The sequence below is a fragment of the Cryobacterium sp. Hh7 genome (assembly GCF_004403155.1).
Lineage (GTDB): Bacteria > Actinomycetota > Actinomycetes > Actinomycetales > Microbacteriaceae > Cryobacterium > Cryobacterium levicorallinum.
This window is the reverse complement of sequence record NZ_SOHG01000027.1, coordinates 31,329-55,126: the sequence shown is the minus strand read 5'-3', so window position 1 is coordinate 55,126 and position 23,798 is coordinate 31,329. Positions and strand designations below refer to the sequence as shown.

General features: G+C 62.7%; 24 protein-coding genes. 15 read left to right on the top strand and 9 right to left on the bottom strand.

The window, feature by feature from the left end; all coding sequences use genetic code 11:
* Positions 1–223: 223 nt before the first annotated feature.
* Complete coding sequence (locus E3T43_RS09960) at positions 224–661, bottom strand: integrase core domain-containing protein (RefSeq protein WP_241978914.1); 438 nt, start codon at positions 659–661, stop codon at positions 224–226.
* On the opposite strand from E3T43_RS09960, the gene E3T43_RS19740 reads away from it, so the two are divergent.
* The 3 genes from E3T43_RS19740 to E3T43_RS09945 all read left to right on the top strand — a co-directional run bounded on the left by E3T43_RS19740 (position 546) and on the right by E3T43_RS09945 (position 1,711).
* Positions 546–1,028: an integrase core domain-containing protein gene (locus E3T43_RS19740; RefSeq protein ID WP_370449931.1), complete on the top strand. Its 483-nt coding sequence runs from the start codon at positions 546–548 to the stop codon at positions 1,026–1,028. The two genes, E3T43_RS09960 and E3T43_RS19740, sit on opposite strands and share 116 nt — an antisense overlap.
* A gap of 126 nt (positions 1,029–1,154) precedes the next feature.
* Positions 1,155–1,394: an addiction module protein gene (locus E3T43_RS09950; protein ID WP_134472335.1), complete on the top strand. Its 240-nt coding sequence runs from the start codon at positions 1,155–1,157 to the stop codon at positions 1,392–1,394.
* Entirely contained in the window at positions 1,391–1,711 is a 321-nt protein-coding gene (locus E3T43_RS09945) for a type II toxin-antitoxin system RelE/ParE family toxin (RefSeq protein WP_134472334.1), read from the top strand. Before E3T43_RS09950 ends, E3T43_RS09945 begins: the two co-directional genes overlap by 4 nt.
* Positions 1,712–1,980: 269 nt before the next feature.
* On the opposite strand, the gene E3T43_RS09940 is transcribed toward E3T43_RS09945, so the two are convergent.
* From E3T43_RS09940 to E3T43_RS09925, 4 genes are all read right to left on the bottom strand, one after another.
* Positions 1,981–3,069: a CU044_5270 family protein gene (locus E3T43_RS09940; protein WP_134472333.1), complete on the bottom strand. Its 1,089-nt coding sequence runs from the start codon at positions 3,067–3,069 to the stop codon at positions 1,981–1,983.
* Positions 3,066–3,656 (bottom strand): RNA polymerase sigma factor, encoded by a 591-nt coding sequence (locus E3T43_RS09935; RefSeq protein ID WP_134472332.1) that lies wholly within the window; start codon positions 3,654–3,656, stop codon positions 3,066–3,068. The genes E3T43_RS09940 and E3T43_RS09935 overlap by 4 nt, the downstream gene beginning before the upstream one ends.
* An 807-nt stretch (positions 3,657–4,463) precedes the next feature.
* Complete coding sequence (locus tag E3T43_RS09930; protein ID WP_370449929.1) at positions 4,464–6,374, bottom strand: glycoside hydrolase family 2 protein; 1,911 nt, start codon at positions 6,372–6,374, stop codon at positions 4,464–4,466.
* On the bottom strand, positions 6,355–7,398 hold the full coding sequence (locus tag E3T43_RS09925) for a LacI family DNA-binding transcriptional regulator (protein WP_241978913.1): 1,044 nt from the start codon (positions 7,396–7,398) through the stop codon (positions 6,355–6,357). Before E3T43_RS09925 ends, E3T43_RS09930 begins: the two co-directional genes overlap by 20 nt.
* 190 nt (positions 7,399–7,588) lie before the next feature.
* Here E3T43_RS09925 and E3T43_RS09920 point away from each other — a divergent pair, with 190 nt between their 5' ends.
* From E3T43_RS09920 to E3T43_RS09900, 5 genes are read left to right on the top strand one after another with little or no spacing between them, the layout of a single operon-like run.
* Positions 7,589–8,896, top strand: a complete 1,308-nt coding sequence (locus tag E3T43_RS09920; RefSeq protein ID WP_134472331.1) for an ABC transporter substrate-binding protein — start codon at positions 7,589–7,591, stop codon at positions 8,894–8,896.
* Between the two features lie 3 nt (positions 8,897–8,899).
* Positions 8,900–9,913: a carbohydrate ABC transporter permease gene (locus tag E3T43_RS09915; protein WP_134472330.1), complete on the top strand. Its 1,014-nt coding sequence runs from the start codon at positions 8,900–8,902 to the stop codon at positions 9,911–9,913.
* A complete protein-coding gene (locus E3T43_RS09910; protein WP_241978912.1) occupies positions 9,910–10,788 on the top strand; it encodes a carbohydrate ABC transporter permease in 879 nt (292 codons plus the stop codon). Before E3T43_RS09915 ends, E3T43_RS09910 begins: the two co-directional genes overlap by 4 nt.
* A gap of 39 nt (positions 10,789–10,827) precedes the next feature.
* The gene (locus E3T43_RS09905; protein WP_241978911.1) at positions 10,828–11,796 is read left to right on the top strand and encodes a glycoside hydrolase family 43 protein; all 969 of its coding nucleotides are present in this window, start codon (positions 10,828–10,830) and stop codon (positions 11,794–11,796) included.
* Between the two features lie 14 nt (positions 11,797–11,810).
* Entirely contained in the window at positions 11,811–12,752 is a 942-nt protein-coding gene (locus E3T43_RS09900; RefSeq protein WP_134472329.1) for an aldose 1-epimerase family protein, read from the top strand.
* Between the two features lie 249 nt (positions 12,753–13,001).
* Here E3T43_RS09900 and E3T43_RS09895 read toward each other — a convergent pair whose 3' ends face one another.
* Positions 13,002–14,522: a SulP family inorganic anion transporter gene (locus E3T43_RS09895; RefSeq protein ID WP_134472328.1), complete on the bottom strand. Its 1,521-nt coding sequence runs from the start codon at positions 14,520–14,522 to the stop codon at positions 13,002–13,004.
* Between the two features lie 241 nt (positions 14,523–14,763).
* Here E3T43_RS09895 and E3T43_RS09890 point away from each other — a divergent pair, with 241 nt between their 5' ends.
* On the top strand, positions 14,764–15,126 hold the full coding sequence (locus E3T43_RS09890; protein ID WP_134468480.1) for a MerR family transcriptional regulator: 363 nt from the start codon (positions 14,764–14,766) through the stop codon (positions 15,124–15,126).
* Positions 15,127–15,129: 3 nt separating this feature from the next.
* Here E3T43_RS09890 and arsM read toward each other — a convergent pair whose 3' ends face one another.
* Positions 15,130–15,882, bottom strand: coding sequence for an arsenite methyltransferase (gene arsM / locus E3T43_RS09885; protein ID WP_134472326.1), 753 nt, complete (start codon positions 15,880–15,882; stop codon positions 15,130–15,132).
* Between the two features lie 90 nt (positions 15,883–15,972).
* Between arsM and arsD the strand changes: the two genes are divergently transcribed.
* Together arsD and arsA are read left to right on the top strand one after the other, a co-directional pair.
* On the top strand, positions 15,973–16,362 hold the full coding sequence (gene arsD, locus E3T43_RS09880; protein WP_104133341.1) for an arsenite efflux transporter metallochaperone ArsD: 390 nt from the start codon (positions 15,973–15,975) through the stop codon (positions 16,360–16,362).
* A gap of 3 nt (positions 16,363–16,365) precedes the next feature.
* A complete protein-coding gene (gene arsA, locus E3T43_RS09875) occupies positions 16,366–18,120 on the top strand; it encodes an arsenical pump-driving ATPase (protein ID WP_134472325.1) in 1,755 nt (584 codons plus the stop codon).
* On the opposite strand, the gene E3T43_RS09870 is transcribed toward arsA, so the two are convergent.
* Positions 18,117–18,386, bottom strand: a complete 270-nt coding sequence (locus E3T43_RS09870; RefSeq protein WP_134468317.1) for a hypothetical protein — start codon at positions 18,384–18,386, stop codon at positions 18,117–18,119. The genes arsA and E3T43_RS09870 overlap by 4 nt on opposite strands.
* 65 nt (positions 18,387–18,451) lie before the next feature.
* On the opposite strand from E3T43_RS09870, the gene E3T43_RS09865 reads away from it, so the two are divergent.
* The 4 genes from E3T43_RS09865 to E3T43_RS09850 are packed head-to-tail and all read left to right on the top strand — an operon-like array spanning position 18,452 to position 22,300.
* A complete protein-coding gene (locus E3T43_RS09865; RefSeq protein ID WP_134472324.1) occupies positions 18,452–19,438 on the top strand; it encodes a Gfo/Idh/MocA family protein in 987 nt (328 codons plus the stop codon).
* 45 nt (positions 19,439–19,483) lie between these two features.
* Complete coding sequence (locus tag E3T43_RS09860; protein WP_241978910.1) at positions 19,484–20,947, top strand: D-alanyl-D-alanine carboxypeptidase/D-alanyl-D-alanine-endopeptidase; 1,464 nt, start codon at positions 19,484–19,486, stop codon at positions 20,945–20,947.
* Between the two features lie 34 nt (positions 20,948–20,981).
* Positions 20,982–21,572 carry an isochorismatase family protein gene (locus tag E3T43_RS09855; RefSeq protein WP_134472322.1) on the top strand — a complete coding sequence of 197 codons (591 nt, stop codon included), beginning with the start codon at positions 20,982–20,984 and terminating at the stop codon, positions 21,570–21,572.
* On the top strand, positions 21,569–22,300 hold the full coding sequence (locus E3T43_RS09850; RefSeq protein WP_241978909.1) for an alpha/beta fold hydrolase: 732 nt from the start codon (positions 21,569–21,571) through the stop codon (positions 22,298–22,300). Before E3T43_RS09855 ends, E3T43_RS09850 begins: the two co-directional genes overlap by 4 nt.
* 431 nt (positions 22,301–22,731) lie before the next feature.
* On the opposite strand, the gene hpaD is transcribed toward E3T43_RS09850, so the two are convergent.
* Positions 22,732–23,793 carry a 3,4-dihydroxyphenylacetate 2,3-dioxygenase gene (gene hpaD / locus E3T43_RS09840; RefSeq protein WP_134441931.1) on the bottom strand — a complete coding sequence of 354 codons (1,062 nt, stop codon included), beginning with the start codon at positions 23,791–23,793 and terminating at the stop codon, positions 22,732–22,734.
* Between the last annotated feature and the right edge of the window lie 5 nt (positions 23,794–23,798).

Below are 23,798 nucleotides of genomic sequence, written 5' to 3'. Positions count from 1 at the left end.
TGATTTTACGCGGAAGTCTTGCCCCCACGAACACCCACGAAACGGTTGTTCTCTCACTCGTAATGAGAAGGTCGTCAGTTCGATTCTGACAGGCGGCTCCACTAAAACTTCTGGTCAGAGCTTGTTTCCTAAACCGCCTTAACGGTATGTTTCTCCGAATTTGCCCCCATTTGTTTTAAGTACACGGTTATTGAGGGCGCCTGCAACTGATCCGTGCCGGTTTTCATGCCGCCATTCTGTGGGCGGCTTCGATATTTATCGGGCCGTTCGTTTCAGCGTAGTAGTTGCTTTCATATTCCTCGGGCGGCATGTTCCCGAGGGGGCTGTGGAGGCGCCGGTTGTTGTACCAATCGATCCAGTCGAAGGTGAGTTCTTCGACGTCGGCGGGGGTCTTCAGCGGGCCAGTGTGGAAGGGGGAGTTCTTCGCGACGGCCTCGTTCTTGTAGAGCCCCATGACGGTCTCTGCGGCCGCGTTATCGTACGCGTCTCTGACTGTCCCGATCGAGGCCACGAGTCCCTCAAGAACGACGGTTTCTGTGAATTTTATGGACGTATGCTGTGATCTCGCATCGGAGTTAAGCCGAATTCGGCTTAACTCCGACCGTGGCACGCAATATACGTCGAGCCTGTTCCAAAAGTGGTGCGCCGCGAACCAGGTCACGCAGTCGATGGGAGCCGTCGGTCTGTTTTGGGACCACACGGTGGCGGAGAGTTTCTTCCCGCAGATGAAGACCGAGATGTATTACCAGCACGAGTTCGAGAACCACCTCACCGCGAGGACCGCCGTGATGGAATATATCGAATCTTGGTACAACCGGCGGCGCCCTCATTCACGCAACGGAGGGCTCCAACCCGCGGTCGCGTTGGCCGCTCACCGCGACGCCCGCCAAACGGCTGCAGCGCAGAAGAAAAATCAATCAGATTGTCTCAATAACTTGACGGGCGCATCCCCTTACGGACGTCTCGTGCTCGGTGAATCCCGTGGCCGGAGACTTGGGCGGCGGAGTCGGCTCTGGAACGTCCAGTGACTCCAGTGATTGCCTGACGAGTCCGCCACTCTTCCTAACGAGATGCATTGGGCTGCGGCCCAGCACCGACACGGGCGGTAAATTCGGACACTGGCTGATATCAGCGTGCCGTCGTACACTGGCCAGATGACACCGAAGCTTTCGGCTTACATCGCGGCGGGTAAGGCCCTCGATGCTGACGAGCGCGAGATTGCCGCGCTCGCTCTTCAGCAGGTCGATGAGGCAGACCAGGCTGCGATTGACGACGCTTGGGGCGAGGTGATCGACCGCCGACTTGACGAACTCATCAGCGGCAAGGTCGAGTCGGTCAGCGGCCGGGAGACCATCGCCATCGCGCGGGCACGATCGGCCCCACGGCGCCGGTGACTCTCGATTGGCGCGAGCATCCGGACGCTCGTGACGAGTTTCTGGATGCGCACGAACGCTACTCGGCCATCGATCACGGCAAACTCGGCGACGAGTTCGCAGATGCAGCAGAGGCCGCTGCTGAATTGATCCTTCAATGGCCGGATGCGGCGTCGCCATTCCGGGGTCGGCAGCGCGAGCCCATTGTGCGCTCATGGCATCTCGGCAAGTTTCCGTACAACCTGGTCTACGTCGTCCGAGGGGATGGGATATTCGTGCTTGCCTATGCTCATGAGTCTCGTCGTCCCGGTTACTGGACGCAGCGACTCGCCGAATGACCGGGCGAGGGTTGGCCGAAGAACCCAAGGCAGTCTCCTGTCCTGTCGTGTCGTGTCGTGTCGTGTCGTGTCGTGTCGAGGCGGGTGCCCACAATGGCAATCGCCATCCAGACCCTGAGGTCATGGAGCTACGACCGGTGGTTCTCAGTCCTCTGACGCCAACGGGTTAGGCGCCATCCAACTTGAGAAATGCACTACGGCCTGTCATCGACGGGCCGTAGTGCATGTTCCATGCCTCTCTAGTAGCTGATAGGCGTCGTTTAGAACGGCTACGGCGTGGAATCGACGATGGTGGTCGTGACCGAGGTCCAGCCGATGACGGTGTTCGCCGGCACGTTGGCGTCGGCTGTGACCTGCACTTGGCGTTCGCCAATCAATAGTCCGGTGGCGGGGTTGATGATAAGGTCCTGTCTGAAGTCACGCGTCGGGTCCTGCCGGCCGATGGCTACGCCAACCTGTCCGTTGAGCGTGGCGGAGCGTTCGACGATTGTGACGTCGGGAATCATTGCGATGGCCCGGTAGAGCGCTGCGCGCAATTCGGCCGGTGTCAGCCCGGATCGAAGGACATCGGAGATTCGGGACAGTGCGTCTTCCTCGGGTGAGTTCGATCCGCCTGCGGAGGTCTGATAAAAGTAGGACAGCAAAGCGGCGGGGTCGCTGGGCATAGCTGCAAGGTCCTCAGCGGTCCAGGGTGATCCATCGAAATTGCCGCCCGCGGCTCGGGCGATCTCTGTGCGCTCGGCGGGGCTGAGCTGCGCCCAGCTGTTGAGGGCGTACTCCCTGGCCTTCTCGCTGAAGAAGGTGTCGGGCTTGAGGGCGGTGCGCTCCCAGACCCACTGGCCGGATCTATCCGCCGGTATGTACAGAGTGCTCGCGGAGGGGCTCAAGAAGACTGATCGGCTGGCCAGATTCTTGGGATCATCGTAGGGCCCGACGGCGTAGGTAACGAAGACCGCCTGAGTGCTGATCTGGAGGAACTGCCCGGGCGCGACCACCGGGTCCGACGTCTGAATCGTTGCGACGGCCGTTTGCTCAAGCAAGTTGGAGGCTTCGGCGGATGCACCCCCGTTTGGTCCCCATCCGAAGGCATTTCCCAGAATGGCTATGGCGACCAGGGCTGCCGCGGCGAGCGATAGTGCGGAGACGCGACGCGTTCGGGCGGATCGTTTAGGCAGCTGCCGCACGTTGTGCGGAAGTTCTCGAGGTGCACGGACGAGTTGCTCAGGTGCTGGTGCCCCGAGGAATTGGCGCGGGGCGGGGGCGTGTTCGAGGGTCGGCACCGATTTACCAAGTCTGCTGACGATGTCGTCCCGCATCCGTTTGATTTGAGTTTCCGATGGACCGATTGTCGTGTTCATGAGAGCGCTTCTTTCTGTGCGGAGAGTTTGCCTCGGAGAGTGATGCGGACTCGAGCGAGCCTGTTTCGAACGGCGCCATGGGACGTCCCCAGCGCGCGTGCCGCCTGCTCATAGCTCAGGCCTTCGTCAATGCAGAGGTAGTAGAGGGTTTGGTCCGTCTCGGAGAGTTGGCCGACGGCGTGGTCGATCGCGTCCAACAACATCCGGCTCTGCACTTCGTCGTGGACCGAACGATGCTGGGGGTCGGGAAAATTCGAGAGATCACTGTCTGCGCGGTGATGGTCGTCGCGAGCGCGGCTGCGGATGCGATTGTTTCCGAGGTAGCGGGCGGTCAAGAGAAGCCACGGCAAAACGGACTGGTCCACGGGCCTGATCGCGTGCCGTTTACTCCAGGCGATGACAAACGTGTCCTGGGTGATGTCTTCCGCGTCCGCGATAGACCGAACCATTTTGAGCGCGAACCAATACACCGCCCGGACGTGGCAGTTGTACAGCACGACAAAGGCCTCGCGATCACCGCCCTGAGCCTGGGCGAGATGCGCCAGATCAGAAACGGCGCAGCTACTGACATCGGCTGGGGACGGCATCGAAATGAGCAGGTCCGCTGGTTCAGATTTCGAGGTCATATTGAGGAGTGTCCTGAGCGGTGAAATCGTCTCGTCCGCGCTCTGGGTGGCGAGCTGCCGACACCTGCGGCATGGGGATCGTTGTCGACAACGACAACGCCCCCATTGTCGCGGATTCTGCCAGCGTATGGTCGCAAGGGAATCTGTCAGGACATCACTGACCCGTATGACTCAACAGCTCTCTGACCCTTATGTGGTGTTGGGTCCTGATAAGTGAACTCTCAGAGGCGTCCTGATACGTCACAATTTTTCGAATGAATGGATAATTTTCTTGCCCACAATTTGCCCACATTTGAACTGAAATGATGCCGATTTTGGTGATCACGTCGAGCCCAAAAAGCCCGTAAAATCAACGATTTTGACACCGTGAGGCGTGTTTCCGGGCACCCATCGGTCACTCGTAATGAAAAGGTCGTCAGTTCGATTCTGACAGGCGGCTCCACTAAAAATGCTCGTCCCTGTCGATTCTTCGACCGATCTCGGCGAAACGTCTCACCAAACTTGACGATTTTGCCCACACTCCTGTTTTTCTGGATTCGGCGTGGCGTCGAACTGGTGGGGCGCAACGGCCGGCCGATTTATTGACTGAAATATCCGCCTGGTTGGTGGGTGGACATCACATCAACCAGAACTCTCGCGGCGCTATCCAGACTCCTCGAAAGCGATCTCACTGAACTGGGCGGTATTCGGGGCATTGCCGTTGTCTACGTCACCAGTCGGCGGCTTGGCGCACGTGCGACGCAGTGCGTTCGTAGCCAAGAACCGCCGTCATTTGGAGCGCGGTGCGTCCTTCCCCGACACGATGCTGCGAATGACGGCGATCGGCAGTTTGGGCTTCCTGTTCGCGTCGGTCAGCCCGTTAGTTTCCTGCATTGTGTCCGTCAGCTGGGTGTAGCAGAAGCCGGATAGTAATGGGTTGTCCCGAAGGCTGCCCACGAGACCTGACACTCGACTTTCGAAGTCCTCATGGCTCGTTGCTGTCGTGTAGCCCCAGGAGTCATCGGCCGCGTCGGGCGCGAAGCTGACGCCGCCGAATTCGGTGACCATAATCGACTGACCCTCGACTTGGCGGGGAATGAGCTGCAGGCGACGACCTGCTGGACCCATGCCCGCAACGAGGGCGCGGATGGCCTCGATGTTTTTGTAGTTGGCGTCGAGTTGTTCGGCCGTGCCGGCATAATCGTGGATCGTGAGAATGTCAGAAATGGCGTGTTCCCAGCCGTCATTGGAGATGACGGGGCGGCTCGTATCGAGCGCGCGAGTCAGAAAGTAAAGCGACTGGGCGAAGCTCAACTGGGCCTCGTCGTGGGAAATCTGTTGAACACCCCAGCTTTCGTTGAGGGGCACCCAGGTGACGATTGACGGATGCGATCGGTCGCGGCGCACCACATCCGTCCATTCGCGGGTGACTCGCGACACTGCCGCTGATGAGAACTCATAGGTGCTCCCCATTTCGCCCCAAATGAGAAGTCCGAGCCGATCCGCCCAATAAAGAAAGCGGGGGTCCTCGACCTTTTCGTGAATTCTTGCTGCATTGAATCCGAGGGCCTTGATGAGCTCCACCTCGTCACGCAGCGCCTCGGCGGACGGGGCAGCGAGGTGCGACTGTGGCCAGTACCCCTGTTCGAGCACCGATCGCACGAAATAGGGTCGGTCGTTGAGCAGGAACCTACCGCCGTCAATGCTGACGCTGCGTAGCCCAAAATACGAGTATGAATCGTCGAGGATTCTCCCGTCGTCAGCAATGATTGACACATGCGCGTCAATCAGCCGCGGGTTTTCCGGCGACCACAACAGAGCTTCGAAGGCCTGACCGTTTGCCTGTCGCGCAATCTGAATGGTTGCTAGAGATCGCGGCTCCAGGGTCAGGAAAGACTGCCTGGCGAGGATTTCGCCCGCGATGGAAAGTTCCACCTGCACGGTTAAGCCGGTCGCCGGTCGCCGGGCCAAGCCCACCTCGATCTCAACGTTCCCAGCCTGCGCATTCGGGGTCCAATTCAGCGACTCGATGCGCTGGTCCGGTACGGACTCAAGCCAGACCGGTTGCCAAATGCCCGTCGTACGGTGGTACCAAATCACGTGCGGCTCTTCGAGCCAATCCTGTTTGCCGCGTGGCTGGGCGACGTCGTGAGGGTCATCCTCGGCCCGCACCACTAGCACGCAGTCCTTTTGGAGCGTCAGCGCTTCGGTGACGTCAAAGGAGAAGGGCGTCTGGCCGCCCTCGTGTGACCCGATGAACTGACCATCGATCCATACCGATGCGCGGTAGTCGACCGCTCCAAAGTGCAATACCACCCGGTCGCGTTCTGGCGACAGACCACTAGCGGCCACGTCTTCCGGGCTAATGACGCGTGAATACCAGACGACAGGGTGGAAGCCAGGATCGCTGATGCCGGACATCTCCGACTCCGGTGGGAACGGAACTTTGATGACCCGGCCAAGGTGCGAAGCATTGGCGAACCAACGCTCTTTCCCGCCAATGTCTTGGTCGTCGTGTTCGAATGCCCACTCGCCGGCGAGGTCGTGCCAGTTAGGGCGGACAAGTTGAGGGCGGGGGTACACGCCACCCTGGGCACTGGCAGAAATCGGGAGAGAACGCGACATACCGCAATCATGCCGATAAATTACAGCGCTGTAAAGTTTTGCGAGATTGGAAACGCTAAAAAGCGTGCGGAGCACTCTCGCGCACCTCGAGCGAATGCCCCACGATCACGTGTCGGCCGACGCCCCGGTATCCACCAATGCGTTCTTCGAGAAGATCGAAGGCAGCCGCGACCAGTGCGGTCTTTTTCGGCGCCACCGAGGTGAGTGTCGGGGACGTGTAGGCAGCCAGGAAGGTGTTGTCCCAGCCGACCACGGCCACATCTTCGGGTACCGATCGCCCAGAATCGTGGAGGGCCTTCAGCGCGCCGATCGCGAATCGGTCGTCGCGGCAGACCACGCCGTCGAAACGCACCCCGCGCTCGATGGCATCAGTGACTGAGCGAAGGCCGGCTTCCGCAGTGAATTCCAGCGCGGTGAAGACCAGCTCAGGATCCAATCGAATCCCTGCCTCAAGCAGGCCCTGCTGGTAGCCAAGAAGACGCTGACTTGTCGAACCAGTGATGTCCGCCGCGATGACGCCGAGAAAAGCGATGCGTCGGCATCCGCTTGCCAGGAGATGCCGCGTGGCATCGAGAGCAGCCGAGACGTTGTCGATCATCACGTGGTCGGTCATAACTGGCATAGCGGCCTCGCCGAGCAAAACCAGTGGAGTGCCGGCATCGAGCTTGGCAATGTCAAGCGTCCCCATGCGGACAGGATGAAAGATCACGCCGTCGACCAGCCCGGCTTCGCGATCGCTGAGTACCGCGCGCTCCAAATCAGGATCGCTCAAAGTCTGCTCGATGATCACGCGGTATCCCCGCCGAGTGGCTTCTTCGGCCATTTGACGTGAAAGCTCTGAAAAGTACGGGTGGTCGATTTCCGGGATGGCCAGGGCAATCATTCCGGTTTTCCCGGTAGCCAGACGCCGTGCCGTCAGGTTAGGGCGATACCCGAGCTGGTCGATTGCTGCTTGCACCTTCTCGCGAAGGGCAGGGGCCACGTGGGGATAGCTGTGGACGACGTTCGAGACGGTCTTCATGGACACGCCCGCAAGTTCTGCAACGTCAATTAGTCGAACCCTTGCCATGTTTGTCCCGTCCAGTCCGGTCCGGTCCATCCTAGGGGGGACTGCGGTTGGCGCTGGAAACGCCCTAGGAGTTGAATTCAACTGGTGTAGACAAATATCTTTCTAGCGCTGTACATTATCGGGAGGCACTCGTTTGCTGCACCGTTGCGTGCGGGGAGTGTGTGACCGGCTTTGCGCATGGGTCGCGGAGCGATGTTTTCGATGAGGAGGACGAACGATCATGAAGCAGAAAGACTTCTTGGGGCGGCGAGCTATTGCAGTCACCGCTCTCGGCGCCGCACTCACGCTGGTACTTGTCGGGTGTTTTGTGGGTGAAAGCGGACAGCCGGCGAGTGAGCCCTTCACCGGTGAATACACCGGACCTGAAGTCGAGCTGTCCTATTGGAACGGATTCACCGGTGGTGATGGCCCGTTTATGGAAACGATGGTCGCCGAGTTCAACGCGGAGCACGACAACATCAAGGTTGTCTCAAACACGATGCAATGGGCTGACTTCTACCAGCGCCTTCCCGCAGCAGTCACCGCTGGCGAGGGCCCGGACGTCGGCGTGATGCACCTGGACCAGCTCGCGTCGAATGCCGCGCGAAACGTCATAGTGCCGATCGACGATCTCGCCGAGGAGTTGGGTCTGACGTCGGCTGACTTCACCGAGGAAGTCTGGGATGCCGGCGTCTATAAGGACGCCCGTTACGGCATTCCCCTCGACGTGCACTCCCTAGGCATGTACTACAACACCGAACATTTCGCCGCGGCGGGGATCACGGAAGCCCCGACCGACGCTGCTTCCTTCCAAGATGCGCTCGACAAGCTTCAGGCAGCTGGCTATGAAACTCCCTTCTGGATGCCGACGCGGTGGCCAAGCCACCTCATGAATCTCTCCGTGCTCTGGCAGAACGGCGGTGAACCGTATGGCGACGACGGAGCAACGTTCGATTCAGCGGCCGGGATAGATGCACTTGAGTGGCAGCGCTCCATCGTGGACGACGGATATAGCCCGAGTGACGTTGCCATCGACTCCCAGTACGTCGCTTTCAAGAACGGTGAGACCTCCATCACCTGGGACGGCATCTGGCAGATCAACGATCTCGCCGAGTCAGGACTTCCGTACGCGGTTGCCCCGATTCCCACAATCGGCGAAACAGACGCCGTTTGGGCCAACTCCCATAACTTCTTCCTCCCACGCCAGAGCAGCGCTGACCAGAACAAGGTCAACGCGTCGAAGGTGTTTATCGCCTGGATAAGCGAGCAATCGGCCGAGTGGGCAGGCTCGGGCATGATCCCCGCTCGTCAGTCAGTGCGCGATGCGGGCGCCCTTGAGGGACTCCCGCAGGAATCAATCGCCGAGACGATCGATTCGATGCGTTTCCTGCCGCCCATTCCCGGGATCGGCCAGGTGCAGACTGAGACACTCGAAATCGCCGTCGCCGACGGGGTTCAGGGAACAACAACGCCGAGTGAGTCGCTCAAAAAAGCCGCCGCCACGGCGACGCAACTCATGGACGACAACAAAGCCTCGTTCGGGGGCTGACCAATGTCGACGAAGGTTGGTGAGCGCGCTCTTCCTACGGGGAGGGCGCGCCGCCCCTCGACTTCCGAACCGGAGTCGCAGAAGAAACGTGGAGTACGAGCGGGCACTCGGCAACAGGGGATAGCAACGCCCTGGCTTTTTCTCGCCCCCTACCTGCTGCTGTTTGGCAGCTTCGTCATCCTCCCGGCAGTTCTCGGGGTGTGGATCAGTCTTCATTCCTGGGACTACACGCTGCCAAACAAACCCTTCGTCGGCCTCGGCAACTACGTCGCCTTGTTCTCCCCTGGATCGACGATTTCTGGCCCGTTCTGGGGATCCATGCGGGCCACCGGAATCTTCACCGTACTCAGCGTGCCGCTGCTCCTGGTTGTCCCGCTCGCTGTCGCCCTACTCATGAGCAAGAAGTTTCCCGGACGGGACTTTCTCCGAGCCATCTACTTCGCCCCCTACGTGCTCGGCGTCGCTGTCATTTCGGTACTTTGGCGGTACCTGCTCGACAACAACATTGGCCTCGTGAACCACTATCTGGGACTCCTCGGACTCCCGGACGACACCGCGTGGACGACAACGACGCCCGCGGCGTGGGTCGCGCTCGTGGGAGTGACTGTCTGGTGGACGCTTGGATTCAATGCCGTTATCTATCTCGCTGGCCTTCAGGACATCCCTATTGAGCTCTACGAAGCCGCCCGTGTTGATGGTGCCGGGCCGTGGATGCAGTTTCTGCACGTGACGATTCCGGGGCTCAAGCCCATCCTGTCGTTCATCACGATCATCACCCTCCTTGCCTCCGCCAACATGTTTGGCCAGTCCTATCTCATGACCCAGGGCGGCCCCGGACGCGAGACGCGCACAGCCATTTATCAGATCGCTGACACGGGATTGCGAAACTTTCAGATGGGCAGCGCCGCAGCGATGAGCTACGTACTGACCATCTTCCTCATGGCGATCAGCGCCTTTGTCTTTTATATCTTTCGCGAGAAAAAGCCCAAGAAGCAAGAGAAAGAGGTTCTCTCGTGAGCAATGTCACGAGCACGATCAGTGCGGGATCCCGCGCACGCCGTGCACGCCGGCGGAGCGGCGGTATTGCTCGCGTCGCCGTTCTCGGCGCGATCGCAATCGCGTTCATTAGCCCGATTATCTTCATGATCGTGACCAGCGTCAAAACCCGGGCCGACGCGACTGCTATTCCACCGTCGTGGATTCCGAATCCGATTTCTCTGCAGGCTTTCGCGTCTATCCTCGCTCCCGGGACCGCGACGCCGGTGCTGCAATGGTTCGCAAACAGCATGGTTGCAGCAGCGCTCAATGCCGCGCTGGTCGTCATCACGGCGTCCCTCGCGGCGTATCCGCTCGCACGGATGCAGTTTCGCGGCAAGAATTTCGTCTTTGTCATCATCGTCGCGACCCTGCTGGTGCCGCCGGTTATTCTGGTGATTCCCAATTACCTCATCGTGAGTGAACTGGGGTGGCTCAACTCGCTCGTCGCGATCATCATTCCAACGGCGGCATCCGCTTTTGGAGTGTTTTTCATGCGACAGTTCTTCGTGGGGCTGCCCGTGGAGTTGGAGGAGGCCGCCCGGCTCGATGGGGCGAACCGATTCGTGATCTTTACGCAGGTTGTTCTGCCGCTCGCCAAACCCGCTCTGGCGACACTCGCACTGCTCGCCTTCCTCGCCAACTGGAATGACTTCCTCTGGCCCGTCTACGTCTTGTTCAGCCCAGAGGTGCAAACGCTGCCCGCAGGCCTGTCCACGCTTCAATCCGCAAATGCGGTCCGCTATGACCTGCTGATGGCCGGCGCGGTCGTCGCGAGCGTGCCAGTGCTGGCGCTGTTCATCTTTCTCCAGCGCTTCATCATCGAGGGCGTTTCGCGCTCTGGCGTGAAGGGATAGCACCTGATGAACTCGGCTCGCCGTGCATTTTTGGCGTGCGTGTCCGCCGCCATCATGACGGCCCTCGCGGTGAGTGGCTGCACGGCGGCGGTGGAGCATTCGGTATCCCCAGCGGACGCCATACCAGGAGCCCCGGTACTCAACGTGAATTTCGCTGATCCCGACGTGGTGCAGGTCGACGGCACGTACTTCGCGTATGCCACCAACGACAACAACCGCAACGTGCAGGCCGCCTCCTCCGCCAATCTTCTCGATTGGGAGGTGCTGCCCGACGCGTTGCCGAAGCTTCCGAGCTGGATCATTCCGGGAAAGACCTGGGCACCTGAGGTAACGAGACTCTCCGATGATTCCTTCGTCATGTACTTCACGGCGACGAATTTTGCGCCAACGCTGCAGTGCATCGGTGTTGCCACCGCCAGCGACCCAGCCGGACCGTTCACCGTTCAGGGCGACGCCATGATCATCTGTCCAGAAGACGAAGGCGGCGCGATCGATGCGAGCACCGTGGTCATCGACGACGTCTTGTATCTCGTCTGGAAAAATGACGGGAACTGTTGTGAACTCGATACCTGGATTCAGGCTGCCACGCTCTCTCCCGATGGGCTCAGCGTCACGGGCGATCCCATCATGCTCCTAATGCAAACCGAAGATTGGGAGGGTGGCCTTATCGAGGCGCCGACCATCATAACTCGCGGTTCAGGACTTGTGATGCTCTACTCCGCGAACTCCTACGGAGACGCCCGATACGCGGTCGGTGCTGCATCGGCTGCCTCAATCGACGGCCCATGGACGAAGGAAATTGGTCCGATCCTATCGACGGAAAGCTCCGGGGGTCTATATCGTGGCCCCGGTGGCCAAGACCTGGTCATGGATGTGGATGGTCAGGACTACCTCGTTTTCCACGCGTGGGACAAGGATTACACGTACCGCGCCCTGCACGTTGCCGAGGTCGATTGGGGCGCCGACATTCCTCGAATCGTGATTCCCAACGAAGCAATCCAACGTTAACTGAATGGTGCCCCATGGGAAACTCCATATCGCTCAGGCCGCTGTCGGGAACACAATTCGTTCTTGAGGCTCACGGCTACACCGCCTCGATCGCCAGCATCGGCGCGAGCCTTCGATCGCTCCGACACCACGGGCGCAACCTCATCGTGCCTTTCGACGCCAATCAAGTGCGTCCATTCTTTCGCGGCGCCATCCTGGCACCGTGGCCGAACCGAGTCGTGGATGGAAGGTACACATTCGATGGCATCGAGCAACAGCTCAGCATCACCGAGCCGTCGAGGGGACACGCGCTCCATGGACTCGCGTCCTGGCTGGACTTTGCTGCGGTCAGGCAGACGTCCAATCGGCTCGTTCTAGAGGCAACCGTCGAGGCGCAACCTGGGTATCCTCACCGGGTGACGCTAGAGGTAGATTTTTCGCTCGACGGCGAGGGCCTTCGAACGAAAGTGACGGCAGTGAATTCCGGTCCAAAAGCTGCCCCTTTTGGGGTCGCTCCGCACCCCTACCTTGTTGCCGGGGCTGGCCGCGTCAACGACTGGACGCTCGAACTCCCCGCCAGGAAAATACTGACTGTGACTCCTGACCGTCTCATTCCCCTTCGCCTTCGTGACGTCGATGATAGTGATCTTGCCGCCTTTGATTTTCGTACGCCACGGACTATCGATAACACTTTCATCGATCACGCCTTCACCGGCCTCGACCGGGATTATGAAGGCACCGCGACAGTTCGCGTGACGACGAACGGCGGCAGTGGAGTGGCCCTGAGCTGGGATAGCGAATGCCCGTGGGTTCAGGTGCATACTGCTGATCAAACCGCACCCTCGACTGACAGGATTGGACTAGCCGTCGAACCAATGACCTGTCCTCCGGATGCTTTCAACTCTGGAATAGACCTGAGCGTCCTTGAGCCAGCAGATCCCGCACGCGCCTCCTGGACGATTCGAGCAATCGACTAGCCAAGCGTCGCCGCTCCGGAATAAAGCGACAGGCGTCGTTCACGGCTGCCGGAAGCGCACCGGAGACCTTACGGCGTGGAAAATTGTAGCGGCCGTCAGAGTGGTGGGGCGGACGGTGGAAGGTGGATTCGTACCACCGCCGGCCCCCATTATCGGGACTTTTTCAATCGATGCTCTTGCCAATGAGCGCTACAAGAGTCAGGTCCGGTTTTTCCGGCTTCGGCCCAATGAAGGCCGAGAGCCCCTTTGTTAGTGGCCGCCGCCGAGGTTCCCGGCCAGGCGGCTGTGCAGCTCGTGGCTGGCCTCGTTGAGGCCCTCAATCACGACGTACTTGTCCTGCCGCCCATACTTGTAGGAGATGGCGTCGAGGGTGGCGACGGTGGAGGCGTCCCAGATGTGTGAGGCCGACAGGTCGATGACGATGCGGTCGGGGTCGTCGGTGTACTCGAACTGGGTCATCAGGTCGTTGCTCGAGGCGAAGAACAGCGCCCCGGTCACCGTGTAGTAGGCGGTCGGCACGGGCTGGTCGAGCTCGACGGTGCGCTCCACCCTGGCGAGGTGGGCGACGCGACGCGCGAACGCGACCATTGCGACGATGACACCGACGACGACGCCGATCGCGAGGTTGTGGGTGAGAACGATAACGACGACCGTGGCGACCATGACGGTGGTCTCGCTCTTCGGCATCCGCTTAAGAGTAGACAAGCGGATGCTGTGCCAGTCGAAGGTGAGATAGGACACGATGATCATCACCGCGACCAGGGCAGCCATGGGCACGACGGCGAGCACGTCGCCGAGGCCGAGCACGAGAACGAGCAGGAAGACGCCGGCGAGGAAGGTGGAGATGCGGGTGCGAGCGCCGGAGGCCTTCACATTGATCATGGTCTGGCCAATCATGGCGCAGCCGCCCATGCCGCCGAACAGGCCGCTCATGACGTTGGCGACGCCCTGGCCCCAGGTCTCGCGGGTTTTGTTGGAGTGGGTGTCGGTGATCTCGTCGACGAACTTCGCGGTCATGAGCGACTCGAGAATTCCGACCAGGGCCATGCCGAGGGCGTAGGGGGCGATGATCGTGAACGTGTCCCAGTTGAGCGGAATGTTGGGAATGAACAGCTCGGGCAGGCTCTTGGGCAGTTCGCCCTGATCGCCGATGGTGGGGACCGCGATGGCGGTCACCACGGTCGCGACGGTGAGTACGACGATGGCCACGAGCGGTGCCGGAATCACCTTGGTGATGCGCGGCATGACGATCATGATGATCAGGCCGGCGGCGACGAGCGGGTAGACCATGAAAGGCACGCCAAGAAGCTGGGGGAGCTGGGCGCTGAAGATGAGAATGGCGAGGGCGTTGACGAAACCGACCATGACGCTTCGCGGGATGAACCGCATGAGTTTGGCGACGCCGATCAGACTCAGCACGATTTGGAAGATCCCGGCAAGGATAACCGTGGCGATGAAATACTCCATGCCATAGTCGCGGGCGACCGGGGCGATGACGAGGGCGACGGCGCCGGTCGCTGCGGTGATCATGGCCGGGCGCCCACCGACGAAGGAGATGGTCACAGCCATGACGAAGGAGGAGAACAGGCCGACGCGCGGGTCGACGCCGGCGATGATCGAGAAGGCGATCGCCTCAGGGATGAGGGCCATGGCCACGACCAGGCCGGCGAGTACCTCGCGGGTGAGCAGGCGGGGCGTGCGGAGCGCGGTGAGTACCGAGGGCTCAGCTTGGTATCGATTGGCTGAAGCGGATTTTTGAACAATGGCCATGAGGCCTCCAGAAGCTGGGCCGGGGTGCGGCCGAAGTGGATGCAGAAGAGTTGGGTGGGCGCCGCGGTGCGCACCTCCACCGGTCATCGAGGACAAGACCATCGACGACAATGGTGGGAGAGTGGGCTCACAGATGAATGTCAGCCGACTTCTGCAACACTACCTTAACGTAAGGGTTGATTGTAAACTTCAGGGAAAGAAGGCACCGGTGACGTCAGGCGCGATTGGATCCGCGGTCACGATGCACATCGGCGAACTCGCCGAGAAGACCGGGCTGTCGCTGCGCACGATCCGCCACTACGACGAGGTCGGCCTGCTGAAGGCATCCGCTCGCACCGATGGTGGTTTTCGGCTCTACTCGCCCGATGACTTCACCCGGCTGATGCTCATTCGCCGCATGAAACCGCTCGGCTTCACGCTCGACGAGATGATGGCCCTGCTGAAGGTCATCGACACGCTGCAGGGTGGGCTGACCGGATCTGACGATCCGGAGGTGCGCGCCGAGCTGGAGACCTTCATCGCCCAGGCGGTCGAGCGTCGGCAAAAACTGCAGGATCAGCTGGGAATGGCCGACGAGTTTCTGGAGCTGCTGCGGGCCCAGTAGCGGCTACCGGGCGGGTTTGACCGCCTTCACGATGGCCCCGTGCATTTCGGGGGCGACCTCGTGGGTGTAAAGAACGCTCGGGTCGGCGAACCCGGCCTGGTGCAGGGCGTCGAGGTACTCCTGATGCGACAGAGCTCCGGCAATGCAGCCGGTGTAGCTGCCTCGGCGGATGCGGTCCTCTGTGCTCAGCTGGTTTTCGGCGACGACGTCGGAGATTCCGAGGCGCCCGCCGGGCTTGAGCACTCGGAACATCTCGGCGATGACCGCGTTCTTGTCGGCCGAGAGATTGATGACGCAGTTGGAGATGATGACGTCGATGGTGTCATCGGCCAGGGGGATGGCCTCGATCTGGCCCTTGATGAACTCCACATTGGTGGCCTCGGCTTTGGCAGCGTTGGCGCGGGCGAGTGCGAGCATTTCATCGGTCATGTCGAGTCCGTAGGCGAACCCGGTCGGCCCGACGCGGCGCGCGGAGAGCAGCACGTCGATGCCGCCACCGGAGCCGAGGTCGAGCACGATTTCTCCCGGGCGGAGGTCGGCGACCGCGGTTGGATTGCCGCAGCCGAGACTGGCCAGAAAGGCTTCCTCGGGAATCTCCGAACCTTCTTCGGCGGTATACAGGGTGGATCCGAACACGTCGCCGTTAGTCAGATCGGTGGGGGCGCAGCACGACGTGCTCGAGACGTCGGTCAGTTGGAGGGCGGCGGCGGCGTAGCGCTCGCGCACGCGCTCCGTGATCTCAGATGTCTTGTCCATAAGTTGATCCTTTCCTGTAGGTCGCGGCACCAGCCTACTGCTACATTGATACTTATCGATATAGCTGCAGACGTTACTAGGGAGATCGACATGACTGCCATCCGAATCTACGAACCGGCCTTGTGCTGCGACACCGGAGTCTGTGGTGTCGACGTCGATCAGTCCCTGGTCGAGGTGACCGCCACCGTGCGCAGCCTGCAGGAACTTGGCGCCGACATTCAGCGCCATAACCTGGCCACCGATCCCCTCGCCTTCACCACGGATGAGACCGTGCGCGCCTTCATGCACGTCGTCGGCTCTACCGGCCTGCCGCTCACCGTCGTCGACGGCGTCACCGTGGCGACCGGCGCCTACCCATCGAAATCCCAGCTACTCGCCTTCGCCGGCCTCGCTGCCGTAGCGCCGACCGACCGGCCCCAGCTCGGCCTGACCGAGAAATCGGCAAGCGGATGCTGCGGCGGCGCCACCGGCTGCTGCTAACAGATGAAGTTCCTGGCAGACCCGCCTCGGTTTCTTTTTTTCACCGGTAAGGGCGGCGTGGGGAAGACATCCGTTGCCTGCGCTTCGGCCATCGAACTGGCCGAACGGGGTCGCCGGGTGCTGCTGGTGAGCACCGATCCGGCCTCCAATATCGGGCAGGTGTTCGGGCTCACGATCGGTAATACGGTCACTCCGATTGGCGCCATTGCCGGCCTGAGCGCACTCGAAATCGACCCGGAGCAGGCAGCGGATGCCTATCGCGAACGCATTATCGCCCCGGTTCGGGGGCTTCTGCCGGAGCGCGAGCTCGCGAGCATCGCCGAGGGCCTGTCCGGATCGTGCACGACCGAGGTCGCCTCGTTCGACGAGTTCACGAACCTGCTCACCGATGACGGTCTGCTCACGATGTACGACCACATCGTGTTCGATACCGCGCCGACCGGGCACACCATTAGGCTTCTGCAGCTTCCCGGTTCCTGGACCGAGTTTCTCGACGCCGGCAAGGGCGATCCGTCCTGTCTCGGACCGCTGTCCGGGCTCGACAAGCACAAAGCGGTGTACGCAGCGGCCGTCGCCGCGCTGGCCGACCCCGAGCGAACGCGGCTGGTGCTCGTGGCGCGAGCGCAGGCATCCGCTTTGACGGAGATCGAGCGCACGCACGGTGAGTTGGCGCAGATCGGAATTCGCGGCGGCTACGTTGTCATTAATGGAGTGCTGCCAGCGAGCGCGGGAACCGAGCCGATCGCCGTAGCGGTGCGCAATCGCGAATCGGCGGCGCTGACGGGTATTCCGGCGGCCATCGCTGCACTGCCGCGGGACATTCTGGAGCTCAAGGCCGGCAACATGATGGGCATCGACGCGCTGCGCACCTTGTTTAGCACCGACCGCGACGGCCCCGGGCAATCGCACTCTGTGGTCGACGTTCCGGACGCCCCACTCGGCCAGTTCGTCGACGAGCTGGAGCAGACCGGGCATGGCTTGATTCTCTGCATGGGCAAGGGCGGCGTGGGCAAGACCACGATCGCTGCGGCTCTGGCCGTGGCTCTGGCCGAGCGCGGTCACGCCGTTCACCTGACCACGACCGACCCGGCAGCTCATCTGGTCGAGACCCTGCACGGGAGCCTGCCGGGGCTGCGCGTCTCCCGCATCGACCCCGACGAGGCGATTCGCGAGTATCGCGAGCACGTGATGGCGACCAAGGGTAAAAATCTCGACGCCGATGGCCGGGCAGCCCTGGCCGAGGACCTGCTCTCCCCGTGCACTGACGAGGTCGCGGTGTTTCGGCAGTTCTCCCAGGCCGTGCACGAATCACGGCACGAATTCGTCGTCGTCGACACCGCGCCGACCGGCCACACCCTGTTGCTGCTGGATGCCACCGGGTCGTACCATCGCGAAATCGCGCGCCAGATGGGGGACGGAATGGCGTTCGTGACGCCATTGATGCGGCTGCAGGATCCGGCCCTGACCAAGGTGTTGCTGGTGACGCTCGCCGAGACCACGCCGGTGCTCGAAGCGGAGGGACTGCAGCAGGATCTGCAGCGCGCCGGAATTCAGCCCTGGGGCTGGGTGGTCAACAATTCCATCGCGGCAGCGCACCCCGAGACGCCCTTTTTACAGGCGCGCGCCGCCAGCGAGGCCACTCAGATCGATATCGTGGTCGCCCGCGCCGACCGGGTCGCGATCGTGCCGCTGCTGGCCGACGAACCGATCGGGGTCGATCGGCTTGCGGCGCTCGCCGCGTTGGCGACCGTCTCTTAGCTGGCCATTCCGGGGTGCACCTTCACGAAGGTGATGTTCTTGGTCGGATGCACGGTTTTCGCGGGCGCGCGTGAGAAGCCCTTCGCCCCCTCGAGACGGTTCTGCCCGCGAAACTCGGCCAGGGCATCGTCGAAGATGGCGTTGAGCTGTGCGCCGGTGAATTCCTCCGCAGCCCCCTCGGTAAAGCTGATGCTGATGAGCGAGTTGTCGGGAAAGTGCCGGTTCATGCGGATGAAACCATCGGCATCCTGCTGCAGGGTGATCATTGGTCTAGTTTGACCTATATGTTGCCGTGTCGGCGCGTGTCGGTGGCCCTGGATAAACTGCAGGCATGACGGAATCGATTCGCTGGGGAATCCTGGCCACCGGTGGCATCGCCCACGCGTTCACGAGCGACCTGGTGCAGAACGGCCACAAGGTGCAGGCCGTCGGGTCGCGCAGTCAGGCCTCGGCAGATGCGTTTGCTGTCGAATTCGGCATCCCTACCGCGCATGCCAGCTATGCCGAACTCGTCAATGACCCCGAAGTCGACGTCATCTACGTGTCGACGCCGCATCCGTTTCACGCCGAGCACGCAGCCCTCGCGTTGAACGCCGGCAAGCACGTGTTGATCGAGAAGCCGATCGCGCTCAACGCCGGCGAGGCCCGGCAGATCGTTAACCTCGCCGCGAGCAAGAATCTGCTCGTGATGGAGGCCCTGTGGACGCGATTCCTGCCGCACCTGGTGCGCATCCGCGAGATCCTCGCCGCCGGCACGCTCGGCGAGGTGCGCAGCCTGATCGCCGACCATACCCAGGACCTGCCCGACGACCCGGCGCACCGCCTGAACTCGCTCGAGCTCGGCGGTGGCGCGCTGCTCGACCTCGGGGTGTATCCGGTGAACTTCGCGCACGCCGTATTCGGGTCGCCCGACACGATTTTGGCGAGCGCCTCATTCAAGGCCACCGGAGCGGATGCTCAGGTCGCGACGATTTTTCGCTACCCCGGTGGCCAAATTGCCACGACATTTTCGTCCAGCGACACCCTCGGCCCGACCGCGGCGTCGATCATCGGCACGCACGGGCGCATCGACATCGACGGCGTTTGGTACGCGCCGACCAGTTTTCGAGTGCTCGACAACGGGGGCACCGTGCTCGAGGCCTTCGCCCCGGCCGAGTTCACCGGTCGCGGTATGCAGTTCGAAGCGGTCGAGGTTGAGGAGCTGATTCGGGCCGGCAAAATCTCGAGCGACATCATGCCGGCCGAAGAATCGGTCGCCGTGATGACGACCCTTGACGCGGTTCGGGCCCAGATCGGGCTGCGCTACCCGGGCGAATAGCTGGCCTGGAGGCGGGTCGGTTACCATACGGAGGTGGAAGAACCAGTGCAGACACCCGCGTCCCCCGCGGTTGACGCCCCGCGTGGCAGGATCGCTGCTGTCAGCGCCGATCACCGCCGCGCCTGGCTGATCGCCGCCGGCACCCTCGTCTTCGTGCTGCTCGGCAGTGGCGCCGTGTTCGCGGGAACGCAGACCGGCGCGAATGAGCCGGTGGTGGCATCCGTTGTAGGAACACCCACGGCGACGCCGAGTCCCACGCCGACCGTCGACCCGGCGCGGCCGGTGCCCGCCGAGGCGACTGCGGCCAGCCGACTGCGCACCTGCTCGGTTGCCGGGCTCGCCGCCGACACGAGACTCGCCGATTTTCAGGCGCAGGTGGTCAACGCCAACACCGGCGAGGTGCTGTTCGATCGGGGCGGCACGACCTCCTCGCGCACGGCGAGCGTCATGAAGGTGCTCACCTCGGCCGCGGCCCTCAACGTTCTCGGCAGCGACTACCGGGCCACGACCCGCGTCGTGAAGGGCGCCGAACCCGGCCAGGTCGTGCTCGTTGGCGGGGGAGACCTCACCCTGTCGCGGCTGCCGACCGGCCAGGAACCGTTCTACACCGGCGCCGCGCACCTCGATGACCTTGCCACCCAGACCATGGTTTCCTGGGCTGCCGACCCGGCCAACCCGCCGATCACTTCACTCGTGCTCGATTCCTCCTATTTCTCCGGCCCGGACTGGGACGAAGGCTGGGCCCGAACCGAACTCGGCCTTGGCTACATGCCCGAAATTACGGCGCTGATGGTCGACGGCGACCGGAACGAACCCACTCGCAGCACGTCCGCCCGCAGCGAAGACCCGATCGCTCGCGCCGGCCAGGCCTTCGCTGACGCTCTCGGCGGTGGCCTCGAAATCAGCCAGGCCACCGCCCCGGCCGGTGCAGCCCAACTGGGCGCCGTGCAGTCCGCGCCGGTGTCGACCCTGATTCAGCAGTCCCTGATCGTGAGCGACAACACCCTGGCCGAGATGCTCGCCCGCCTCGTGGCGATCGAAAACGGTGCCGGCAACTCCTTTTCAGCCCTGCAGCAGGGCATCGTCGGCGGACTCGCCGCCTACGGCATCGACACCACCGGCATGATCATCAAGGACGGCTCGGGCCTCAGCCCACACAACGCCGTGTCGCCGGCCTACCTGACCGCCCTGTTCGTCAAGGTCAACGCCCGCGAGGGCAACCTCGGCGTGCTGTTCGATGGCCTGCCGATCGCCGGTGGGCCGCGCGGATCGCTCTCCTACCCTGACCGTTTCGCCGGTGCGAATTCCGCCGCCGACGGCGCCATCTTTGCCAAAACCGGCTGGATCGATACCGGCTACACGCTCTCCGGCATCATCCACGCCGCCGACGGTACCCCGCTCACCTTCGCCATCTACGCGATCGGCAACGTCAGTTCGAACGCGAAAATCGCCATCGACACGCTGACCACCGGTTTCTTCCACTGTGGCGATAATCTGTCGAACAACTGACCATGTAACAACTGACTGTCCAAAAGGAGCCACCGTGACCCGCGCCCTGTTCATTATCGACGTTCAGAATGATTTCACCGAGGGCGGTGCCCTGGGCGTTGACGGCGGGTCGGCCGTCGCGGCGGGCGTGAGCGCGCTGCTCGCGCAGCATCCGCTCGCCTATAAATACGTCTTCGCGTCGCGCGACTGGCACGATATCGGCAATGACAACGGCGGTCATTTCGCCCGCGACACGGCACCCGACTACGTCACGACCTGGCCGGTGCACTGCGTGGCCGGCACCGCGGGCGCCGAATATCACCAGGCTCTCACAACGGATGCCGTGACCTTTCACATTCGTAAGGGCCAGGGCAAGCCCGCGTACTCCATCTTCGAGGGCACCACCGAGGCCGGACAGACCGTGGGGCCGCTGCTGACCGAGCACGGGGTGACCGAGATCGACGTGGTCGGTCTCGCCACCGATTACTGCGTGCGCGCTTCCACCCTCGACGCGCTCGAGCACGGCCAGCACGTGCGGGTACTGACCGATCTGGTCGCCGGAGTCGCCGCGCAATCGACCGAGACCGCCCTCGCCGAGATGGCGCACGCCGGCGCGGTGTTCTCCGCGAGCGACGCCGTCGAATGACCCGGTTCGCTCGGCGTCTCGACGGGATACGCATCGCCTTCGAGGCCACGCCGGGGGAGCGACCGGTGCTGTTCGTGCACGGTTTCGCGTCGACCGCCGCGGTGACCTGGGCCGGATCCGGCTGGGTGCGGGCATTCGCCGAGGTTGGGCGCGGCGCGATCACGCCCGACCTGCGTGGCCACGGCCAGAGTGACAAGCCGCATCGGGCGGCCGACTACGCCCCGCGCCAGCTGGCCGCCGACCTCGTTGCCGTGCTGGACACCCTCGAACTGGAACGGGTCGACGTGATCGGCTACTCCATGGGGTCGCGGGTCGTTGCAGCCCTGGCTCGACTGGCGCCCGAACGGGTACGGCGGCTCGTGCTCGGCGGGGCCGGTCCGGTCGAGCTGTTCGAGACCTGGGACCGGGGCGAGGTTCAGCGGTTCGTGGTGTCCGGTGATCTGCCCTCCGACCCCACAATTGCCGCTGTGCTCGGCCCCTCCATCGCCGCCGGTGCCGACCGCCAGGCGCTGTTGGCGTGCGTGCAGGGGGTCGCGGGCTGCACGCTCGACGTGCCCGCGGGCATCCCGCAGCTGTTTGTGGCCGGCGGTGCCGACTCGATTCCGACCGGGGTGGCAGCTCTCGCTGCCGAACGCGGCGCGGAGTACCTCGAGCTGCCCGGTCGCACCCACCTGAACGCGCTGAGTGCGCGTGCGTTCAAGCAGGCCGCGCTGGATTTTCTGGCCTGAGCCGCGACCTGCGTAGACCGTTGCCGACGAGGCCAATGCCCCGTTCGGCGGTGTGGGGTCTTCGGGCACGGGTTCTCGTTTCGGCGGTGCTCAGGCCAACATCGAAGCGTTCACCGAGACTCAGTGGCTCACGGTGCGCGCTGAGATTGCACCGTATCCGTTCTAGAGCACCAGTCAGACTGGGCCCTCGTTGTCGGCGGGGACCCATTCCGGTGTCGGTTTCCTCACCGGTCGGTGGCGAATTCAGGTAACGAGAACGGATGCATGCGCCCACCCCGTGAAAACACGCGGCGGTGTCGTCCCGGCCTCGACCTCCATCCTGAATCCGCCACCGTGCGGGCCCGGGCCATCTGGGCGGCCCGGGCCCACCTTAAGGAAGCGGGCCCATGATCAATCATGGGCCCGCTTTCCGGGCCCGGGCCCGGTCGGAATCAGAGGGTCGTGCCGAGCTTGAAGCCAGCCAGGGCGTCGTCCTTGCGGGTGTAGGAGAATCCGTCGGCGCCGACGGTCACGGCCATTTCTCGAGGCTCGGTGCGCTCGATCACCGGCTGCGGGTTGCCGTCGAGGTCGAGCACGAGTGAGGCGTCGGTGTACCAGCTGGGTACGACGGGGTTGCCCCACCAGTCGCGGCGCTGGTTGTCGTGCACGTCCCAGGTGACGACGGGGTTGTCGGGGTCGCCGGTGTAATAGTCCTGTGTGTAGATCTCGACGCGGTGCCCGTCGGGGTCGCGCAGGTAGAGGTAGAACGCGTTCGAGACGCCGTGGCGGCCAGGTCCCCGCTCGATCAGGTCGCTCTTGCGTAGCGCGCCGAGCTTGTCGCAGATGTAGATGATGTTGTGCTTCTCGTGGGTCGAGAAGGCGATGTGGTGCATGCGCGGGCCATTGCCGCCGGTGAGGGCGGTGTCGTGCACGGTGTCTTTGCGCCGCATCCAGGCCGCGTAGGTGACGCCGTCGGAGTCCTGAATATCCTCGGTAACGCGAAAGCCCAGGTCCTCGAGGTATTTGCGACCACGGCCGACATCGGGGGTGACCTGGTTGAAGTGGTCGAGCCGCACGAGCGCGCCCGGGCCCTGCAGGTCGTAGCGCCAGGCGAGGCGTTCAACGTGGGTGGTGGCGTAGAAGAATTCGTACGGGAAGCCCAGCGGATCTTCGACGCGCACGCTGTCGCCGATGCCCTTCACGAAGCCCTCGGTGCGCCGTTCGGTGCGGCAGCCGAGCTCCTGATACCAGGCCTCGGCGAGGTCGACGTCTTCGGGGCTGCGCACCCGAAAAGCCATCGCGGCGACGGCAGCGATCGGCCCCTGACGCAGCACGAGGTTGTGGTGAATGAATTCCTCGAAGCTGCGCAGGTAGATCTCGGTGTCGCTCTCCTCGGTGACGACGAGGCCGAGAATGTCGACGTAGAACTCGCGCGACTTCGCCAGGTCGGTCACGACGATGTCCATGTAGGCGCAGCGCAGGATGTCGGGCGGGGTGGCGGTGGGGATGGTCATGGGGT